The organism is Mesorhizobium sp. WSM1386 (assembly GCF_055901595.1).
Window position 1 is genome coordinate 4487314 of the sequence record NZ_CM148373.1, and the last position, 16683, is coordinate 4503996.

A 16683-nucleotide genomic window follows, 5' to 3' on the forward strand; every position below is an offset into this window, starting at 1 on the left:
AGAACGTCCAATGGACAAGTGCGGAACCAAAGCGGTTACGTCAGACCTTTGCTTGCGGCTGTCAAGACTTTGGTCCGACGTCGATAGCCGGCTAATGCCTAGTGAGGAAACGGACCTTGGCACTCAATGGCGGAGGGAGTGGGATTCGAACCCACGGTGAACTTGCGCCCACGCCGGTTTTCAAGACCGGTGCCTTAAACCGCTCGGCCATCCCTCCGTCGTGATTTTTCAATCACTTGGATAGTGCGCTTCCGACGGGTTTTCGCCTGCGGGCACCGGATTGGCACCGAAGGCATTCCCGACCGGTCGCTGTTCATTCCTGTAAAGCTGCATTGAGGGCCACGTCAACCACCGCTGCGGTGCCTTCCTGCTGTACCGGCAGTTGGTCGGCATAAATGTTCAGCGCGACCGGAATGTTCAACGTGAACGACGGTTCGCTTGTCCGGCGCGGTCTTACACGGCTGAACAGCGGGCAAGGCAGGGCAAGGCCGAGAGATCTGGTGGGCTTCCACATCGAATAAAGTGTTCCGGAACTATTTTAGCACATGCTGATCGAAACGCGGTTCTTGTGAAAGTTCTGTACATGCGTCTGAAGTTCGTCGTGGCAGCGAGATGACCGATCCCAATCAACCCCAGAAAGAGCGCCGCTTTCATGCTCGGCAGACCGTTCTGAAGGAAGGGACGATAGTCACCGAGAGTTCGACCATAAAATGCTCGATCAGAAACCAGCATGCTCACGGCGCGGAGCTGAGGGTCGACCCGAGCGCCATTGTTCCCGAACGCTTTATCCTCCTCGTGCCGGCGGACGATGCCCGATACCGTGCAGCGCTCCGATGGAGACGAAACGACCGCCTGGGCGTGCAAATCTATTGAACCTGCCCTTGCCGGCGCCATGGTCAGGCTCGCGACAGCTTACCCAGCTACAATAGGGGCCTCACAAGCGGAGGTATCCATGGTCTCGGCGATTGGAAGTCAGCATCGGCAAACACCGGAAACCCTACTGAAACCCGCAAAGACAGAAACTGGCGAAGGATTTGCGCCAGGCAAAAGCGCAGATAGCGTAGGACATCGCGCCAAGGCCATGGTCGCCGAAACAGGCGATACTGATCCTGGGGCCCAGGGGCGCGCCGCATCGACAATCGCCAGAATGGATATCACTGTTTTGACGCCCCCGAGCGAAGGGCCGCCTAGCGAAGAGCCGCCTTTGGAGTAGGCCATCGGCTCGATCAACGATATCGGTTTTGCCACGTCGGGCAGCAAGGCCTGCCGCAACCGCATCGTTGTTCAGTCCGCCCAGAGCATCATGCCCCATGCGGTCACCCTTTTCCCGGCCAAATGCATCGGGCCTTACGCGATCTGAAGCCGGTCAACAGATCCCGTGCCTGACAGTGCGATCAACCGTGCAGCGGCAAACGCGGCCAAAATCACGAAAATAGCCGTCATGTTCAGGAAGGCAGACGACGCAAAAATGCTCGCGCTCTGCTCATAACAGCTTGCGAATTCCATGACGTCTTACCCCTCTGGACCCATTGCATCATGATCCTGCTTCAGACGAAATTCAAGCAGATGCTAAAATACGCCGAGGCGGTCCGAGGCACAGCAAGGGGAAGGCCACAATCTTGCCCGGTTCCGGCCACAATCGGTTAATACCGTGATAAACAATTCCTGTGCACAAAGGATCGGGGTTTCAAGGCGTCGTTAGTGTTGTCGAGTGAGTGCTTTGGCTCCTCAGATGTTCAAACGACGGCGTTTTGAGTGAGACTGTAAGGGATTTCAGGAAAAATGCAGGCTACGACGCATCAGCGTCTTCGTCGCGCTTCCACGCTCACGCTGCTTGCCGCGTCGGCCGCCTTGCTGGCTGCTTGCGCGTCGCAGCCTGAGCCGAAGGGGATGGTCAATCCCAGGCATCGCTCCAAGGAGTATTTCGCCGAAACCGAATATGGCGTGAAGGCAAGCCCGCGTGCCGCCTTCATGCGGCGCGGCGGCGGTCGCGACCAGCTCGGCAAGCCCTACCAGGTGCGCGGCAAGTGGTACTATCCCAAGGAAGACAAGCGCTACGCCAAAGTCGGCCTGGCCTCGTGGTATGGCGACGCCTTTCATGGTCGGCTGACCGCCAATGGCGAAGTCTACGACATGACCCATCTGACCGCTGCTCATCCGACCATGCCGCTGCCGAGCTACGCCCGTGTCACCAACATCGAAACCGGCAGCTCGGTCATCGTGCGCGTCAATGACCGGGGGCCGTATCACGAGGGGCGCATCATCGATGTCTCGGAGCGCGCGGCGCAGATGCTCGACTACGCCAAGGTGGGCACCGCGAAAGTGAAGGTCGAATATGTCGGTCGTGCGCCGCTCGACGGCGACGACGACCAGTACCTGATGGCATCCTACCATCCAGGCAACAGGATACCCGATCCGTCGGACGGCTTGCCAACCGGTGTCATGGTGGCCATGAACGGACCGTCGTCGAGCCTGCCGGTGGGTGTCGCCGCCGCACCGTTTCCGGGCCAGCTGACGAATTCCGGAGAGGCGTTCGCGGCGCAGCCGGCCTTGTCGGCGCAAGCGACCGCGTTCGGCGACGTGGTGCTGCCCGACTTCGGACCGATCGTGCCCGAGCGCCCGGAGATCAGCCTGCCGCCGCAATCGCCGTTTGCCGTGGCCTCGCTGTCCTATGCGAATGAACGCGTCCAGCGTGCCGATGTCTTTGCCGCGCTGGACGACAGCGGCATGTCGCCGGCCGACATCCTGCGGTCGTGGAAGAAGTCCAATCCGCAGGCGTCGCCGTCCAGTTCCGATTATGTCGCCGCCGGCACGTTCAACGATGCCGCTGAAGCCAAACGCGTGGCGGCGGCACTTCAGCCCTTTGGCCGAACCGAGATCCAGCGTTCCGATCTCGACGGCAATGACTGGTATGCGGTCAATCTCTATCCGAATGGCCATGGCGGCCTGGACGAGATGCTGCAGGCGGCATGGTCGCATGGCGCGCCCGACGCGCTGGCCGTGCGCAACTGATTGCGAGAGCCGGTTTTCCGCTGAACAGTTGATCCGTCACAGTTGATCCGCCTTGGAAAAAGCCCCATAGTTTCACGGGCTTGCCGGGAGGAACCGGCCAACGGGTCGAATTTCATGCAGTTTCGCTTGCTTCAGCCTCTTGCCGGGTTCCTTCTTCTCGGCCTCCTGCTTTCTCCGGCCCACGCACAGCTTTTCGAGACCAAGGCCGCACAGGCCTTCATGATCGATGCCGACACCGGCACGGTGCTGTTCTCGAAGGATGCCGACAAGCCGATCCAGCCGGCCTCGATGGCCAAGCTGATGACGATGGAGGTGGTGTTCGACGCCATCAAGTCTGGACGCCTCAAGCTCGACGACACTTTCGTGGTGAGCGAGAACGCCTGGCGCAAGGGCGGCGCCCCGTCTGGAACGTCGACGATGTTTGCCAAGCTCAAATCGTCCATCCGCCTGGAGGATCTGATCCAGGGGGTGACCGTGCAGGCCGCGAATGACGGCTGCATCGTCATCGCCGAAGGCATGGCCGGGTCCGAGGACAATTTTGCCGCGCAGATGACCGAACGCGCCCGCCAGATCGGCCTCAAGACATCGACTTTCGTCAATTCGACCGGCCTGCCGGCCGATGGCCAGCAGACGAGCGTGCGCGAGCTGACGCAACTCGCCCTGCATCTGTGGCGCGATTACCCGGATTTCTATCGCTACTACAGCCTGAAGGATTTCACCTGGAACAAGATCTCGCAGAGGAACCGCAACCCGCTGCTGGCGATGGATATCGGCGCCGATGGCCTGGCCGTCGGGGCGAGCGAGGCGTCCGGCTTCGGCATCGTGGGCTCGGTCAGCCACAACGGCACGCGGGTGATCGCGGCGCTGAGCGGGCTGGCCAGTGACAAGGAACGCGCCGAAGAGGCGCGCAAGCTGCTCGACTGGGGCGTTCGCTCCTTCGAGAAAACCGAAATCTTCGCCAAGGACGAGGTGGTCGGCGAGGCCCAGGTTTTCGGCGGCGCGAAATCCGGCGTGACGCTGAAGGCGAAAGGGCCGATCGCCATCTTCCTGCCGATCACCAACCGCGACAAGCTGACGGCAAAGATCGTCTATAACGGCCCGGTCGCCGCACCCGTGGAGGAAGGCCAGCCGGTCGGCGCGCTGCGCGTCTGGATCGGCGACACGCTGAGCCAGGAGACACCGCTTTTCGCCGCCGAGTCGATCAGCGTTGGCACCCTGCCGCAGCGCGCGCTCGATGCCGTCAAGGAACTGGCGATCGGCTGGCTGCGATAGCACCGACAGCATGGACGTTTCCCCGAACGCGGACTATCTAGAGCGCAACAATCCACTCCAACATGGACAAAGGCCCTTTCGATTGGCGCGCGGATTTTTCATCACCTTCGAAGGCGGCGAGGGCGCAGGCAAGTCGACGCAGATCGAGCGGCTGGCGAGAAAAATGCGCGCCAAGAAGTATGATGTGCTGCTGACGCGCGAACCTGGCGGTTCGCCGGGCGCCGAAGCGGTCAGGCATGTCCTGCTTTCAGGTGCGGCGGAACCCTTCGGACCGAAGATGGAAGCGCTGCTCTTCGCCGCCGCGCGTTCGGACCATGTCGAGCAGGTCATCCGGCCGGCGGTCGAGCGCGGTTCCATTGTGCTTTGCGATCGTTTCCTGGATTCCTCGCGCGTCTACCAGGGGGTTACCGGCGGCATCGACCCGGCGTTCATGGCGACGCTGGAGCAGGTCGCCATCAACGGCATGATGCCCGATATGACGCTGATCTTCGACATCGACCCGGCAGAGGGTCTCAGGCGGGCGACGCTGCGGCGCGGCAGCGATGCCGGCGCCGATCGCTTCGAAAAAGAGACGCTGGCCATCCACCAGGCGCGCCGCGCGGCCTTTCTGGCGATCGCCGCGGCCGAGCCGGAGCGCTGCATCGTCGTCGATGCGTCCGCCAAGCCTGACACAGTGGAGGACGTCGTCACCGCCGCCGTGTTCGCGGCGCTGGAGGCGAGGGCGCCCACGCGCAACAGGCAGGCCGCACCGGTATGATCTTCGAACGCATCGCGCCGGAACAGCACGATACGCTGGACGGCGTGCCCGAACCGTCTGAAACGCCTCGTCTGGTCGGGCATCGGCAGGCCGCGGACATGCTCGCCGCCGCCTATCGCTCGGGAAAGCTGCCGCATGCGCTGATCTTTGCCGGGCCGGTCGGCATCGGCAAGGCGACGCTGGCCTTCCACCTCGCGCATCATCTGCTGAAGCACCCGGCCTTCGGGCAGGCGCCGGAAAGCCTTGCCGTTCCCGATCCGGCCTCGCCGCTGTTTCGCCAGATCGCCACTGGGGCGCATCCGGGCGTGCTGCATCTGACCCGTCCGCTGAACGACAAGACCAAAAGCTTCAAGACCGTCGTCACCGTCGACGAGATCCGCAAGGTCAGCCGCTTCCTGTCGCTGACCTCGCATGACGGCAGCTACCGGGTCGTCATCGTCGACCCGGCCGACGACATGAACGCCAATGCCGCCAATGCGTTGCTGAAGAACCTTGAGGAGCCGCCGGCACGAACGCTGTTCGTTCTCATCGTCCACGCGCCAGGCAGCCTGCTGCCGACGATCCGCTCGCGATGCCAGGTGGTGCGCCTGACGCCGCTCGATGCCGACGAGTTGCTGGCCGTGTTGGAAACCGCCGAGCCGCCGCCGCCGGACGATCCGGCCGCGCGGGCGGCGCTCGTCGAACGGGCAAGGGGCAGCGCCCGCAACGCCATCCTTCTCACGCAGTATGGCGGGCTGGAGATCGCCCGGACCCTCGATGGGCTGGTGGCGGCAGGAAAGAGCGATATCGGCGGCGCCTATCGCCTTGCCGAGGCCGTCGCCGGACGCGACCAGGCGATCCAGTTCGACATCTTCAATCGCCGTGCGCTTGACCTGTTGTCAGACGCGGCGAGCCAGGCAGCGCGGTCTGGGGATCTCACGCGGGCCAAAAACCTTTCGGACACTTGGCATGAGGCGCTGGACGCTATATCTGAGACCGACACCTACAATCTCGACAAGAAGCAGCACGCCTTGACCATGATCGACCGCCTGAACTCTGCGATGCGAATGTGACGGCCCCACCGGGATGGCAATCGCCATTCCGATGCGATATCCACCGCCACAGCTTCCATTCAGACATTCATGACGGTTCATTCATGTCACGCGACACATTCTACATCACGACCGCGATTTCCTATCCGAACGGCAAGCCGCATATCGGCCATGCCTATGAACTGATCGCCACCGACGCGCTGGCGCGCTTCCAGCGCCTCGACGGCAAGCAGGTCTTCTTCCTGACGGGCACCGACGAGCATGGCATCAAGATGCTGCAGACGGCCAAGCGCGAAGGCATTTCGGCGCGCGAACTGGCCGACCGCAATTCGGCCGATTTCAAGCGCATGGCGGCCGCCCTCAACGCCTCCAACGACGATTTCATCCGCACCACGGAAGAGCGGCACTACGCCTCATCGCAGGCGATCTGGAAGGCGATGGACGCCAATGGCGACATCTACAAGGGCGGCTATGCCGGCTGGTATTCGGTGCGCGACGAAGCCTATTACGGCGAGGAGGAGACGGAGGTCCGCGCCGACAATGTCCGCTACGGCCCGCAGGGGACGCCGGTCGAATGGGTCGAGGAAGAGAGCTATTTCTTCCGGCTGTCGGCCTATCAGGACAAGCTGATTGCGCTTTATGAAAGCCAGCCCGACTTCATCGGGCCGGCCGAGCGCCGCAACGAGGTGATGAGCTTCGTCAAATCAGGACTGAAGGATCTGTCGATCTCGCGCACCACCTTCGACTGGGGCGTGCCGGTGCCCGGCGACGAAAAGCACGTGATGTATGTCTGGGTCGACGCGCTGACAAACTACATCACCGGTGTCGGTTACCCCGATGAAAATGATGAGAAATGGCGTTTCTGGCCGGCGGATGCGCACATCATCGGCAAGGATATCGTGCGCTTCCACGCGGTCTATTGGCCGGCCTTCCTGATGTCGGCGGGCATCCCGCTGCCGAAGCGCGTCTTCGGCCACGGTTTCCTGTTCAACCGCGGCGAGAAGATGTCGAAGTCGGTCGGCAACGTCATCGACCCGTTCACCATGGTCGAACACTACGGTCTCGATCAGGTGCGCTACTTCTTCCTGCGCGAAGTGCCGTTCGGCCAGGACGGCAGCTACAGCCATGAAGCGATCGTCAACCGCACCAACGCCGATCTCGCCAATGGGCTCGGCAACCTGGCGCAGCGCTCACTTTCGATGATCGCCAAGAACTGCGGCGGTGCGGTGCCGAAGCGTGGCGACCTGACGGAGGCCGACAGCGCGATCCTGGATCAGGCGGTGGCGGCTCTTGCCACGGCCCGAAAGGCCATGGCTGGGCAGGGCATTCATCTTGCATTGGCGGCGATCTTCGATGTGGTGGCGGAAGCCGATCGCTACTTCGCCGGACAGGCACCATGGGCGCTGAAAAAGACCGATCCGGAGCGCATGGAAACGGTGCTGTGGACGACCGCCGAAGTGGTCCGGCGCGTGACGGTGCTGTGCCAGCCCTTTGTCCCGGGATCGGCCGCGAAGCTGCTCGACCTGCTGGCGGTGCCGGCGGACAAGCGTGATTTCGAGCATGTCCATGCCGACCATGCGCTTGTGCCCGGCACGGCATTGCCCGTGCCGGAGGGCGTCTTTCCACGCTATGTCGAACAGCCGGGCGCGAACGCCTGATGCTTGTCGACAGCCACTGCCATCTGGATTTTCCAGATTTCGCCGAGGAGCGGGCGGCCATTGTCGCCCGCGCCAAAGCGGCCGGAATCGGCCGCATGGTGACAATCTCGACCCGCGTGAAACGGTTTCAGCAAATCCTTGAAATCGCGGAATCTTTCGACGAGGTCTACTGTTCGGTCGGCACCCATCCGCACAACGCAGCCGAAGAACTCGACGTCACCACCGCCGATCTTGTCCACCTTTCGGCTCATCCCAAGGTGGTGGCGATCGGCGAGGCCGGGCTCGATTACTTCTACGACAAGGCGCCACGCGATGCGCAGGCGCAGGGATTTCGCGCTCATATCGCAGCCGCACGCGAGACCGGGCTGCCCCTGGTCATCCATTCGCGTGATGCGGACGACGACATGGCGGCCATACTCGAAGACGAAACAGGGAAGGGCGCCTTCCCCTTCATCCTGCATTGTTTTTCGTCAGGGCGCCGGCTGGCCGAGGTCGGCGTCGCGCTCGGCGGCTATGTGTCGTTCTCGGGTATCCTGACCTTCAAGAATTCGGTCGAATTGCGCGCCATCGCCGCCAATGTCCCGCAGGACCGCCTGCTCGTCGAAACCGACGCGCCATACCTGGCGCCGGTACCGTTTCGCGGCAAGCGCAACGAGCCGGCCTATGTCGCGCAAACCGCCAGGGTGCTGGCTGAAACGGTCGGCGTCAGCGAGGCTGAAATCGCCACGTCGACGACCAACAATTTCTTCCGTCTGTTCGGCAAGATGCCGCGACCCGTCGAGCAAAGCGCCTGAACGATGACTGACCTGCTGCGCCTCACCATTCTCGGCTGCGGCTCGTCGCCGGGTACGCCGCGCATCACCGGCGACTGGGGCAATTGTGACCCGGACAATCCGAGGAACCGGCGCATGCGCACCGCTGTCCTGGTCGAACGGATCAAGGCCAATGGCAGCCGCACCACCGTCGTCATCGACACCGGACCGGATTTCCGCCAGCAGATGCTGCTGGCGTCGGTCAGGCGCATCGATGCGGTCGTCTACACGCACCCGCATGCCGATCATATCCACGGCATCGACGATCTGCGCGGCTTCGTCCTCGACCAGCGGCACCGGATCGATGTCCATGCCGACCTGCCGACAATGCTGCGGTTGCGCCAGGCGTTCGGCTATTGCTTCGAGACGCCGCCAGGCAGTTCCTATCCGCCGATCGTCGACGCCCATATCATCGATCACGCAAGGCCTGTCGTGATCGAAGGCGAGGGGGGCACCCTCACCCTCGAGCCATTGCCGCAGATCCATGGCGACATCATCTCGCTCGGTTTCCGCATCGGCGCGCTCGCCTATTGCCCTGATATCAGCGACTTTCCGGACGCCACCGTCGAGCGGCTGCGCGACCTCGACGTGCTGATCATCGACGCGCTGCAGTACAGGACACACCCGAGCCACCTGTCGCTTGGCCAGGCGCTCGAGTGGATCGAACGGCTGGCGCCCGGACGCTCGGTCCTGACGCATATGCATGTGCCGCTCGACTACGCCACGGTGGCGGCCGAGACGCCCGATGACGTCGAGCCCGCCTACGATGGCATGGTGATCGAAATCCCTTATGAAACAGCGTGATAAGCTCGTTTTCTCATTTGGCCGCTTGCTTCTTCGGTTGGAATATCAGCAGCGTGCCGATCCGCTCATAGCCCACACGATTGTATAGCAGCGCTCCGGCGTGGGTCGCAGCCAGCACCGAGCATGTCGACCCATGGGCCCGGTCGTCGAGCAGCATTTTCGACATCAGCGCCTGGCCGATGCCGCGACGCCGGTGCGAAGGCTCGACATACATGGCCGCGCACCACGTGGCGCCCACGGCGTCCACGCTGCGCACGCGTCCAACGATGTCGTCGCCATCGACCGCCACATATTGGCGGAACGGGGCGCCGTCGCCGAGCAATTCGTCCGGGATCGGCCGCCTGCGCACGATCTTTGCCAACTGCGCCGCCCGTTCGGCTGTCCGCACGCGTTCGATCGAGACGACTGCCGGCGGGCCTGGAATCGGCGGGCTTGGAATCCGGCGCAATGGCTGGACGAAGAAGCCTTCCGTCCGCAGCAGCCGATAGCCGAGAGCCTTGTACGCGGTTCGCGTCGGCCCATCCGGATCGTCGTTCGCGATCATGACGGACATGGTGAAACCCGGCCGCGCATGCTGCCGCACGATCGCATGGGCCTGCTGGGCGGCAACGTCATGGACGACCCATTCCTCGCTGCGGTACTCGCGAGGATTCTTGCGCTCGGCATCGCGCATCAGCCACAATGGCCCGACACGGCTGGCCTCATAAGGAAAGGTGCGGCTTTTGTCGGTGCTGAACCCGTGTACGAACACCTCGATCGCCGAATCCATCTCACGCTTTGCTGTCGTCATACGCACAGCGTAGCGTTGGCCATTCACGCAAGGCAACACGCATCGATGGTCTCAAGCCCGTGAAAATCAGCAGCAATTTCCAGCTGCTCGCCAACGCGTAAGTTCCATAATCTATCTTATGCGACTTTTTGTTATAACCATTGCGGAGGTGAGCTGCGGGCCAAATTGTCCCCACGGGCCTTGGATTTAGGAGCGCCTCTGGTAAGAAGCCTCTTATGGAAATCCCTGAGGCTAACAAACCCAGAGCATCGGTTCGCTGGCGCGCGACCGCGGTGAAGCCGTTTCGCTGCAAGAACTTAGTAGCCGTCGTCGAGGATCCAAATGACATCAGGAACATCGGAACGGTAATTCGAAACGCAAACGCTCTCGGTGTTGAAAAAGTCTACATCGTCGATCCCCGCAAAGCACTTCCCGATGACTGGCAGCAAATGCGCCGGCGGAAGTCACTTTCGGAAACGTCTGTATCTGCTGTCAAATGGACGTTTGTGAAACGTTTCGACAGCACGGATGCCTGCCTCAACCATCTGGAAGAGCGGGGCTTTATATCCGTCGTTACCTCGCCGCACATAAAGGGAAAGACCAGCATCTTCCTGCATGAAGGGGATTATACGCGGCACACTAAACTTGCCGTCTGGTTCGGAAACGAGAAGCGGGGTATCAGCCAACTGGCGGTCGAGCGCAGCGAGATGTGCGTAGCAATCCCAATGTTCGGGATGATCGAGAGCCTAAACCTCGGAACCTGTTCGGGTATCGTTCTCTACGAAACTGCCAAACAGCGTCGCGAGTATCAGAGCGAATACCGCCGCGGTAGCCGGAAGGGAAAACGCGCGGAGCCATTACCTACTGTAATGCGTCGCGAAATTGACGGCTTTGCCTCAAGCGAACCCGGCCAAAAGTGACCGCATCCGGCCGGTTGTGCAATCCTGACCAGATACGTTGGGCGCTCCTTCCAGTCGTTGAGAGACTACCTAGACCCCTGCTCCAGCCCAATCCCATAGCTCAGCGAACGCTTCGCGCCCGGTTCGATCAGCATCAGGCCTGGCTTGTCTACGAATTCGCCGTCGAAATCGGCCGGGCTTGCCATACCGTGCCAGGGCTCGATGCACAGGAACGGCGCGCCGCCTGGCTTGGACCAGATGCCGAGCTCTTCCATTCCTTGCCATGACATTTCGATCGCCGGACCGTGGTCGGCAGCGTAGCGTACGGTGGCGCTCGCGGGCCGATCCAGGATGACGGCGTCGTCATCGAACAGCCGTTCGGACAGTGCAAGCGTCCTGCCCTCGATGGGCGTCGGCTTCGGCGCTGTCAGCAACAGACCATCCTTCAGGCGGCGGACCGGCGCCGGCTCGTCTTCGGCAAAGGTCAGACGGTAGTCCGCCTTGGCCAAATCCGGCAGCAGCGGCCAATTGAAAGCCGGATGCGCCCCGATCGAGGCCGGCAGCGGCTCGTCACCGGTGTTGCTGATCTCGAAGGCCACGCCAAGCTGGCGGCTATCCAGCGTGTAGGTCACATCAAGGCGAAAGGCGAAGGGATAGCGGGCGCGGGTGTCGGCATCGTCGGTAAGCACCAGCGTGCAGGACCGGGAACTCCGCTGCGCCCATGCGAACGGCCTGTCGCGCGCGAAGCCGTGCTGGGTCATCGGATACGTCTGGCCACGATGGCGCAATTGGTCGCCCTTCAGGCGGCCGACGATCGGAAACAGCACCGGTGAATGGCGCCGCCACTCCGGTCCGGCCTGCCACAGGAACTCAAATCCCCGCTCGTCCCGCAGTGAAACCAGTTCGGCGCCCTGCCCGACTATGACAGCCGAGATGCCGTCGCCATGAAGCGTTTGGCTGTCTGCCACATGTCCTCGCACGGTGTTGAAGGCCGGCGGCCAGACTAGCAAAAGCTCCAGGGGACTCAAGCTCCTGGGACGCAAACGAATTGTGGCCGGAGGTTTCCCTCCGGCCACCCTGCATTAAGGACGATGATCCTCGCCCTTGCCTACAGCGGATGGTGGTTATTCGCGCTCGCCGGTGAAATTCAGCAACAGCTGGAAGATGTTGATGAAGTTCAGGTAGAGCGAGAAGGCGCCGAAGACGGCGAGCTTCTGGCGCGATTCTCCGTCGAAATTCTCGGAATACTGCTCCTTGATCGTCTGCGTGTCCCAGGCGGTCAGGCCGATGAAGACGGCGATGCCGATGACCGAGATGGCGAACTGCAGCGCGGTCGAGCCGAGGAAGATGTTGACGATGCTGGCGATCACCACGCCGATCAGGCCCATGATCAGGAAGGACGAGAACTGCGTCAGGTCACGCCTGGTCGTGTAGCCGTAGAGGCTGGTGGCGCCGAACATGGTGGCGGCGATGAAGAAGGTGCGCGCGATGCTGGTGCCGGTGAAAACCAGGAACACGGAGGCCAGCGACAGGCCCATCACCCCGCAGAAGGCCCAGAACATCATCTGCGCGCTTGCCGCCGACATGGTCTGCATCTTGAACGAGAACAGCATCACGAAGGCCAGCGGCGCCAGCATCACCACCCATTTCAGCGGGCTGGAGAAGATCGGCACGTAGAGCGCCGGCGTCGACGACACCATGAAGGCGACGAGGCCAGTGACCACGAGGCCAAGGCCCATATAGTTGTAGACGCGCAGCATATGCTGGCGCAGGCCCTCGTCGAAGGCGGCTCCAGTTTGGGCGCCGGTACCGACGCGATATCCCAGATTGGGCGTGTTCATTTGAGTTCTCCTTTGTGGATCGGTCAGTAAAGCGTTCTGGCGAGCATCTCGGCGGCACGGTCTAGGTCGTGGACGTCGCTTTTCGCGACCACCGCGTAGGCGACCTCGCCGATCTGGAAATAGGCCGAGGCAATGTCGCCCGAGGGCGCGACGGTCGGCTTGACGACATCGAAGGTTCCCGGCCGGATGGCGAACAGCGACACCAGTCCCATATCGCCGGTATCGACAGCCATCTCGACACTTGGACCGAAGCGCGACGGATAGATCTGCACGTCGCGCACTTTCCAGTCCTTGGGCAGCGACGGCATGACAATGGCGGTCGCGGCGCGGATCTCGCCGGCGTCGTAATTGGGCGCCTCGGGCTGCGAGGGCATGGTTTCGCGCACCAGCGTCGTCCTGTGCGCCCGCACCGCATCTTCGACATAGGCCGGCGGCTGTGGCGAAGCGACGACCTTGGTCACCGACATCGGGCCGACAATGCCGTTTGCCAGCCAGCCGGCGGCGACGAAGGCAGCCACCGCCGCCGCGCGCTGCAGCACGCCGAAGATACGCCCCCGGGCAAGCCCCCTCTCCAGCCGCCGCGCGGCGTCGGCCGTCGCCGGCCGCGCCATGCCCTTGGAGCCGGCAAGCGCCACGCGCAGCTCGTCGCGGGTCCGCAGGTCAGACATCACGCGCGCCGCCGCTTCCGGACGGGCCGACAGAAAAGCCTCGACCTCGATGCGGCGGGTGACGTCGATCTGGTCGTCGACATAGGCGTCGAGATCGATGTCGGTGACGGGGTCGACTGCAGCGGTCGTCATGACTCGCCTCCCACGATCCTGAGGTGATTTTTGCCGCGCGCCGGGGCGGCGTCTTCCATCTGACGGAGCGCTGCCCGGGCCCTGCCAATACGTGACATCAGCGTTCCCAGCGGCACGCCAATCGCGTCGGCCGCCTGTTGATAGGAAAGGCCCTCGATGGCGACCAGATGCAGCGCCGAACGCTGCTCTTCCGGCAGACTGAAAAAGGCGTCGCGCACTTGCGCCAGGCGCACCGAATGCTCCTGCGGCGCCGGCGTGCTGCCCTCGGCCAGATATCCGGACTGTTCGATGCGTGCAGCTTCCGAGCGGCGCGAGCGCATGCGGTCGATGAACGTGTTGTGGACGATCGACAGCAGCCAGGCGCGCAAATTGCCGCCGGAGCGGAACGTGCCGCGCCGCTCATAGGCGCGCACCAGCGCGTCATGCACCAGATCCTCGGCGTCCGCGCCGTCCCGTGTCAGCGAACGGGCGTAACGTCGCAGCGAGCCGAGCTGTCCAATGATGTCAAAGCGTGGCATCGAGCGTTTCATGCCCTGTTTACGGAGCATGTGGGGATTTTAATCCGGTCCCTGCCAATTTTTCGTTGGGACCGCGTGGGGTATCGTTCTCGGCGGCGCTCGCCTCACCGACAAAACCGGGCAACCGTCCTGTTTGTCCGATGCCGATCTCGCGGCGCAACAAGTGGCATCGCCAAATGTCGCTTTCGCCTTTGTTTTAACCGAAACCGCTGGTGAAGCGGGCTCGATTTCAGTATCAATCCGCCGCGCCAACGGAACCATAGTGATGTTCGAAGACCTGCAGCCAGCTCCCACCGACAAGATCCTTGCCCTGATCGGCCTCTATCGCGCCGATCCGCGCCCCAACAAGGTCGACCTCGGCGTTGGCGTCTACAAGGACCGCGACGGCAAGACGCCGGTTATGCGCGCCGTGCGCGAGGCCGAGAAGCGGCTGCTGCAAGGCCAGGACACCAAGACCTATCTTGGCCTTGCCGGGGATACCGGCTTCAACACGGTGATGGCCAAGCTCGCCTTCGGCCCGGGCGCGGACATGACGCGCATCCGGGCGGCACAGGCGCCGGGCGGCTCAGGCGCGCTGCGGCTGGTGGCGGAATTGCTCAAGCGGACGCGTTCGGATGCAACGGTCTGGCTGTCGGATCCGACCTGGCCAAACCATATGCCGGTGATGCGCGCCGCCGGCCTGCAGATCCGTGAATACCCCTATTTCGATGCCGCGTTGGGCGCTGTGCGCTTCGACGATATGCTGGCGGCGCTGCGGACGGCCAATAGCGGCGATGTGGTGCTGCTGCATGGCTGCTGCCACAACCCGACCGGCGCCAATCTGGACGCGGCCCAATGGGAGGCCGTCACCGGCCTGGTCGTCGAGCGCGGCCTGCTGCCGTTCGTCGACATTGCCTATCAGGGTTTTGGCGATGGGCTCGAGGCCGACGCGCTGGGCTTGCGGCTGCTGGCCGCGAAGGTTCCGGAAATGGTCGTCGCGTCGAGCTGCTCGAAGAACTTTGCCGTTTACCGCGACCGCGTCGGCGCGGCGATGGTGCTGGCCAAGGATGGCGCCCAGGCCGATGTAGCGATGAGCCAGATGCTGTCGGCAGCGCGCGCCATGTATTCGATGCCGCCGGACCATGGAGCCGCGGCGGTGTGCATCGTGCTGGAAGACGCCGATTTGCGCGCCGACTGGGAAGCCGAGCTCGAAGAGATGCGCCTGCGCATGCTGAGGCTGCGTGTCCAGTTCGCCGAGGCGCTGCGCCGGCAGTCCAATTCCGACCGCTTCGACTTCGTCGCCAGCCATCGCGGCATGTTCTCGCGGCTTGGCCTCACGGAAGCGCAAGTCGAGCGGCTGCGTGCCGAGCATGGCATCTACATGGTCGGCGACAGCCGCATCAATGTCGCCGGCCTGCCGGAGGACGGCATGGACGACCTCGCCAAGGCGATCGTTTCCGTGCTCGACTGAAGCGGCTCAGCTGTGGACAAGGCGCCCTCGCCGGCTGACGGCGTTGGCCGCGAGACCGGCGGCAGGGTAGCATCCAATAGAGCGGTTCTGTGTTTTCGCGAAAACACAGAACCGTTCTAGCTCTCCGTTTTGACGCAATTCCGGACGGAAAACCGTTTCACACTTTTCCTGGAATAGCTCTAGATGACGCCATCGAAAGACATTTCACGCCTGATCGAGATCATGGCGGCGCTGCGTGCGCCGAAGACCGGCTGTCCGTGGGACATCGAGCAGGATTTCGCGACCATCGCCCCCTATACGATCGAGGAAGCATATGAGGTGGCGGATGCCATCGCGCGCGGCGACCTCGACGATCTGCGCGACGAGCTCGGCGATCTCCTGTTGCAGGTCGTCTACCACGCACAGATGGCCGAGGAGGCCGGCGCGTTCGCCTTTCCGGATGTGGTCCAGGCAATCACCACCAAGATGATCCGCCGCCATCCGCATGTCTTCGGCGACGAGAAGGCCCGCAGCGCCGGCATGGCCAAGGGCATGTGGGAGAAGATCAAGGCGCAGGAGAAGGCCGAAAAACGAGACGCCCGCCTGGCGCGCGGCCTCGACCCGGAAGACAATGGCAGGGGGTTCCTGGACAGCGTTCCGGTTGCCCTGCCCGCGCTGACGCGGGCGCTGAAACTTCAGGAAAAAGCCGCCCGTGTCGGCTTCGACTGGAGCGAGGCGGCGCCCATCCTCGACAAGATCGAGGAAGAGATCGGCGAGCTGCGCGAGGCGCTGGCCAAGGGCGACACGGCGTCGATCAAGGACGAGTTCGGCGACATGCTGTTTGCCGTCGTCAATCTCGGCCGTCACCTCAAACTGGATTCGGAAGCCGCGCTCAGCGGCACCAACGAAAAATTCCGGTCGCGCTTCCACTATGTCGAGCAGGCCCTGGAGAAATCCGGCAGCACGCTGGAGAAGGCGACCCTACCCGAGATGGAAGCACTCTGGCAGGAAGCAAAAAGCGCGAAATGAGCCTATAGCGGCAATTCCAGACGGAAAACCGTTCTACACTTTTCCTGGAATT

The 16683-nt window shown here is 62.8% G+C and carries 18 protein-coding genes and 1 tRNA gene; 11 read left to right on the forward strand and 8 right to left on the reverse strand.

All coding sequences use genetic code 11. The features are described 5' to 3' along the window. Window positions 1-127: 127 nt before the first annotated feature. Both AC0NIH_RS21875 and AC0NIH_RS21880 read right to left on the reverse strand, forming a co-directional pair. A tRNA-Ser gene (locus tag AC0NIH_RS21875) sits at window positions 128-217 on the reverse strand. Between the two features lie 96 nt (window positions 218-313). Continuing rightward, complete coding sequence (locus AC0NIH_RS21880) at window positions 314-514, reverse strand: hypothetical protein (protein WP_473464586.1); 201 nt, start codon at window positions 512-514, stop codon at window positions 314-316. 98 nt (window positions 515-612) lie between these two features. On the opposite strand from AC0NIH_RS21880, the gene AC0NIH_RS21885 reads away from it, so the two are divergent. Beyond that, window positions 613-873 carry a hypothetical protein gene (locus AC0NIH_RS21885; protein WP_023769415.1) on the forward strand — a complete coding sequence of 87 codons (261 nt, stop codon included), beginning with the start codon at window positions 613-615 and terminating at the stop codon, window positions 871-873. A 474-nt stretch (window positions 874-1347) separates the two neighbouring features. Here the strand turns inward: AC0NIH_RS21885 and AC0NIH_RS21890 are convergent, their stop codons facing one another. Continuing rightward, on the reverse strand, window positions 1348-1506 hold the full coding sequence (locus AC0NIH_RS21890) for a hypothetical protein (protein ID WP_023769414.1): 159 nt from the start codon (window positions 1504-1506) through the stop codon (window positions 1348-1350). A 276-nt stretch (window positions 1507-1782) separates the two neighbouring features. Between AC0NIH_RS21890 and AC0NIH_RS21895 the strand changes: the two genes are divergently transcribed. From AC0NIH_RS21895 to AC0NIH_RS21925, 7 genes are all read left to right on the forward strand, one after another. Continuing rightward, the gene (locus AC0NIH_RS21895; protein WP_473464583.1) at window positions 1783-3012 is read left to right on the forward strand and encodes a septal ring lytic transglycosylase RlpA family protein; all 1230 of its coding nucleotides are present in this window, start codon (window positions 1783-1785) and stop codon (window positions 3010-3012) included. A gap of 114 nt (window positions 3013-3126) precedes the next feature. Beyond that, on the forward strand, window positions 3127-4284 hold the full coding sequence (locus AC0NIH_RS21900; protein ID WP_473464580.1) for a D-alanyl-D-alanine carboxypeptidase family protein: 1158 nt from the start codon (window positions 3127-3129) through the stop codon (window positions 4282-4284). Window positions 4285-4366: 82 nt separating this feature from the next. Continuing rightward, on the forward strand, window positions 4367-5041 hold the full coding sequence (gene tmk / locus AC0NIH_RS21905; protein ID WP_140569820.1) for a dTMP kinase: 675 nt from the start codon (window positions 4367-4369) through the stop codon (window positions 5039-5041). Beyond that, window positions 5038-6093: a DNA polymerase III subunit delta' gene (locus AC0NIH_RS21910; protein ID WP_473464576.1), complete on the forward strand. Its 1056-nt coding sequence runs from the start codon at window positions 5038-5040 to the stop codon at window positions 6091-6093. The genes tmk and AC0NIH_RS21910 overlap by 4 nt, the downstream gene beginning before the upstream one ends. A gap of 83 nt (window positions 6094-6176) precedes the next feature. Next, window positions 6177-7730: a methionine--tRNA ligase gene (gene metG / locus AC0NIH_RS21915; protein ID WP_473464574.1), complete on the forward strand. Its 1554-nt coding sequence runs from the start codon at window positions 6177-6179 to the stop codon at window positions 7728-7730. Then, the gene (locus tag AC0NIH_RS21920; RefSeq protein ID WP_473464572.1) at window positions 7730-8524 is read left to right on the forward strand and encodes a TatD family hydrolase; all 795 of its coding nucleotides are present in this window, start codon (window positions 7730-7732) and stop codon (window positions 8522-8524) included. The genes metG and AC0NIH_RS21920 overlap by 1 nt, the downstream gene beginning before the upstream one ends. Window positions 8525-8527: 3 nt before the next feature. Beyond that, window positions 8528-9346 carry an MBL fold metallo-hydrolase gene (locus AC0NIH_RS21925; protein ID WP_023769407.1) on the forward strand — a complete coding sequence of 273 codons (819 nt, stop codon included), beginning with the start codon at window positions 8528-8530 and terminating at the stop codon, window positions 9344-9346. A 13-nt stretch (window positions 9347-9359) separates the two neighbouring features. Here the strand turns inward: AC0NIH_RS21925 and AC0NIH_RS21930 are convergent, their stop codons facing one another. Further along, a complete protein-coding gene (locus AC0NIH_RS21930) occupies window positions 9360-10136 on the reverse strand; it encodes a GNAT family N-acetyltransferase (RefSeq protein WP_473464569.1) in 777 nt (258 codons plus the stop codon). Window positions 10137-10351: 215 nt separating this feature from the next. On the opposite strand from AC0NIH_RS21930, the gene AC0NIH_RS21935 reads away from it, so the two are divergent. Beyond that, on the forward strand, window positions 10352-11035 hold the full coding sequence (locus AC0NIH_RS21935) for a TrmH family RNA methyltransferase (protein ID WP_473464566.1): 684 nt from the start codon (window positions 10352-10354) through the stop codon (window positions 11033-11035). A 65-nt stretch (window positions 11036-11100) separates the two neighbouring features. On the opposite strand, the gene AC0NIH_RS21940 is transcribed toward AC0NIH_RS21935, so the two are convergent. From AC0NIH_RS21940 to AC0NIH_RS21955, 4 genes are all read right to left on the reverse strand, one after another. Beyond that, window positions 11101-11982, reverse strand: coding sequence for an aldose 1-epimerase family protein (locus AC0NIH_RS21940; protein WP_473464563.1), 882 nt, complete (start codon window positions 11980-11982; stop codon window positions 11101-11103). A gap of 156 nt (window positions 11983-12138) precedes the next feature. Continuing rightward, on the reverse strand, window positions 12139-12855 hold the full coding sequence (locus AC0NIH_RS21945) for a Bax inhibitor-1/YccA family protein (protein WP_023777278.1): 717 nt from the start codon (window positions 12853-12855) through the stop codon (window positions 12139-12141). A gap of 23 nt (window positions 12856-12878) precedes the next feature. Beyond that, the gene (locus AC0NIH_RS21950) at window positions 12879-13655 is read right to left on the reverse strand and encodes an anti-sigma factor family protein (RefSeq protein WP_473464560.1); all 777 of its coding nucleotides are present in this window, start codon (window positions 13653-13655) and stop codon (window positions 12879-12881) included. Beyond that, window positions 13652-14185: a sigma-70 family RNA polymerase sigma factor gene (locus AC0NIH_RS21955; protein WP_473464862.1), complete on the reverse strand. Its 534-nt coding sequence runs from the start codon at window positions 14183-14185 to the stop codon at window positions 13652-13654. Before AC0NIH_RS21955 ends, AC0NIH_RS21950 begins: the two co-directional genes overlap by 4 nt. Window positions 14186-14438: 253 nt before the next feature. Here AC0NIH_RS21955 and AC0NIH_RS21960 point away from each other — a divergent pair, with 253 nt between their 5' ends. Both AC0NIH_RS21960 and mazG read left to right on the forward strand, forming a co-directional pair. After that, window positions 14439-15623, forward strand: coding sequence for an amino acid aminotransferase (locus AC0NIH_RS21960; protein WP_473464558.1), 1185 nt, complete (start codon window positions 14439-14441; stop codon window positions 15621-15623). 183 nt (window positions 15624-15806) lie between these two features. Beyond that, entirely contained in the window at window positions 15807-16631 is an 825-nt protein-coding gene (gene mazG, locus AC0NIH_RS21965) for a nucleoside triphosphate pyrophosphohydrolase (RefSeq protein WP_473464555.1), read from the forward strand. The last annotated feature ends 52 nt before the right edge of the window (window positions 16632-16683 follow it).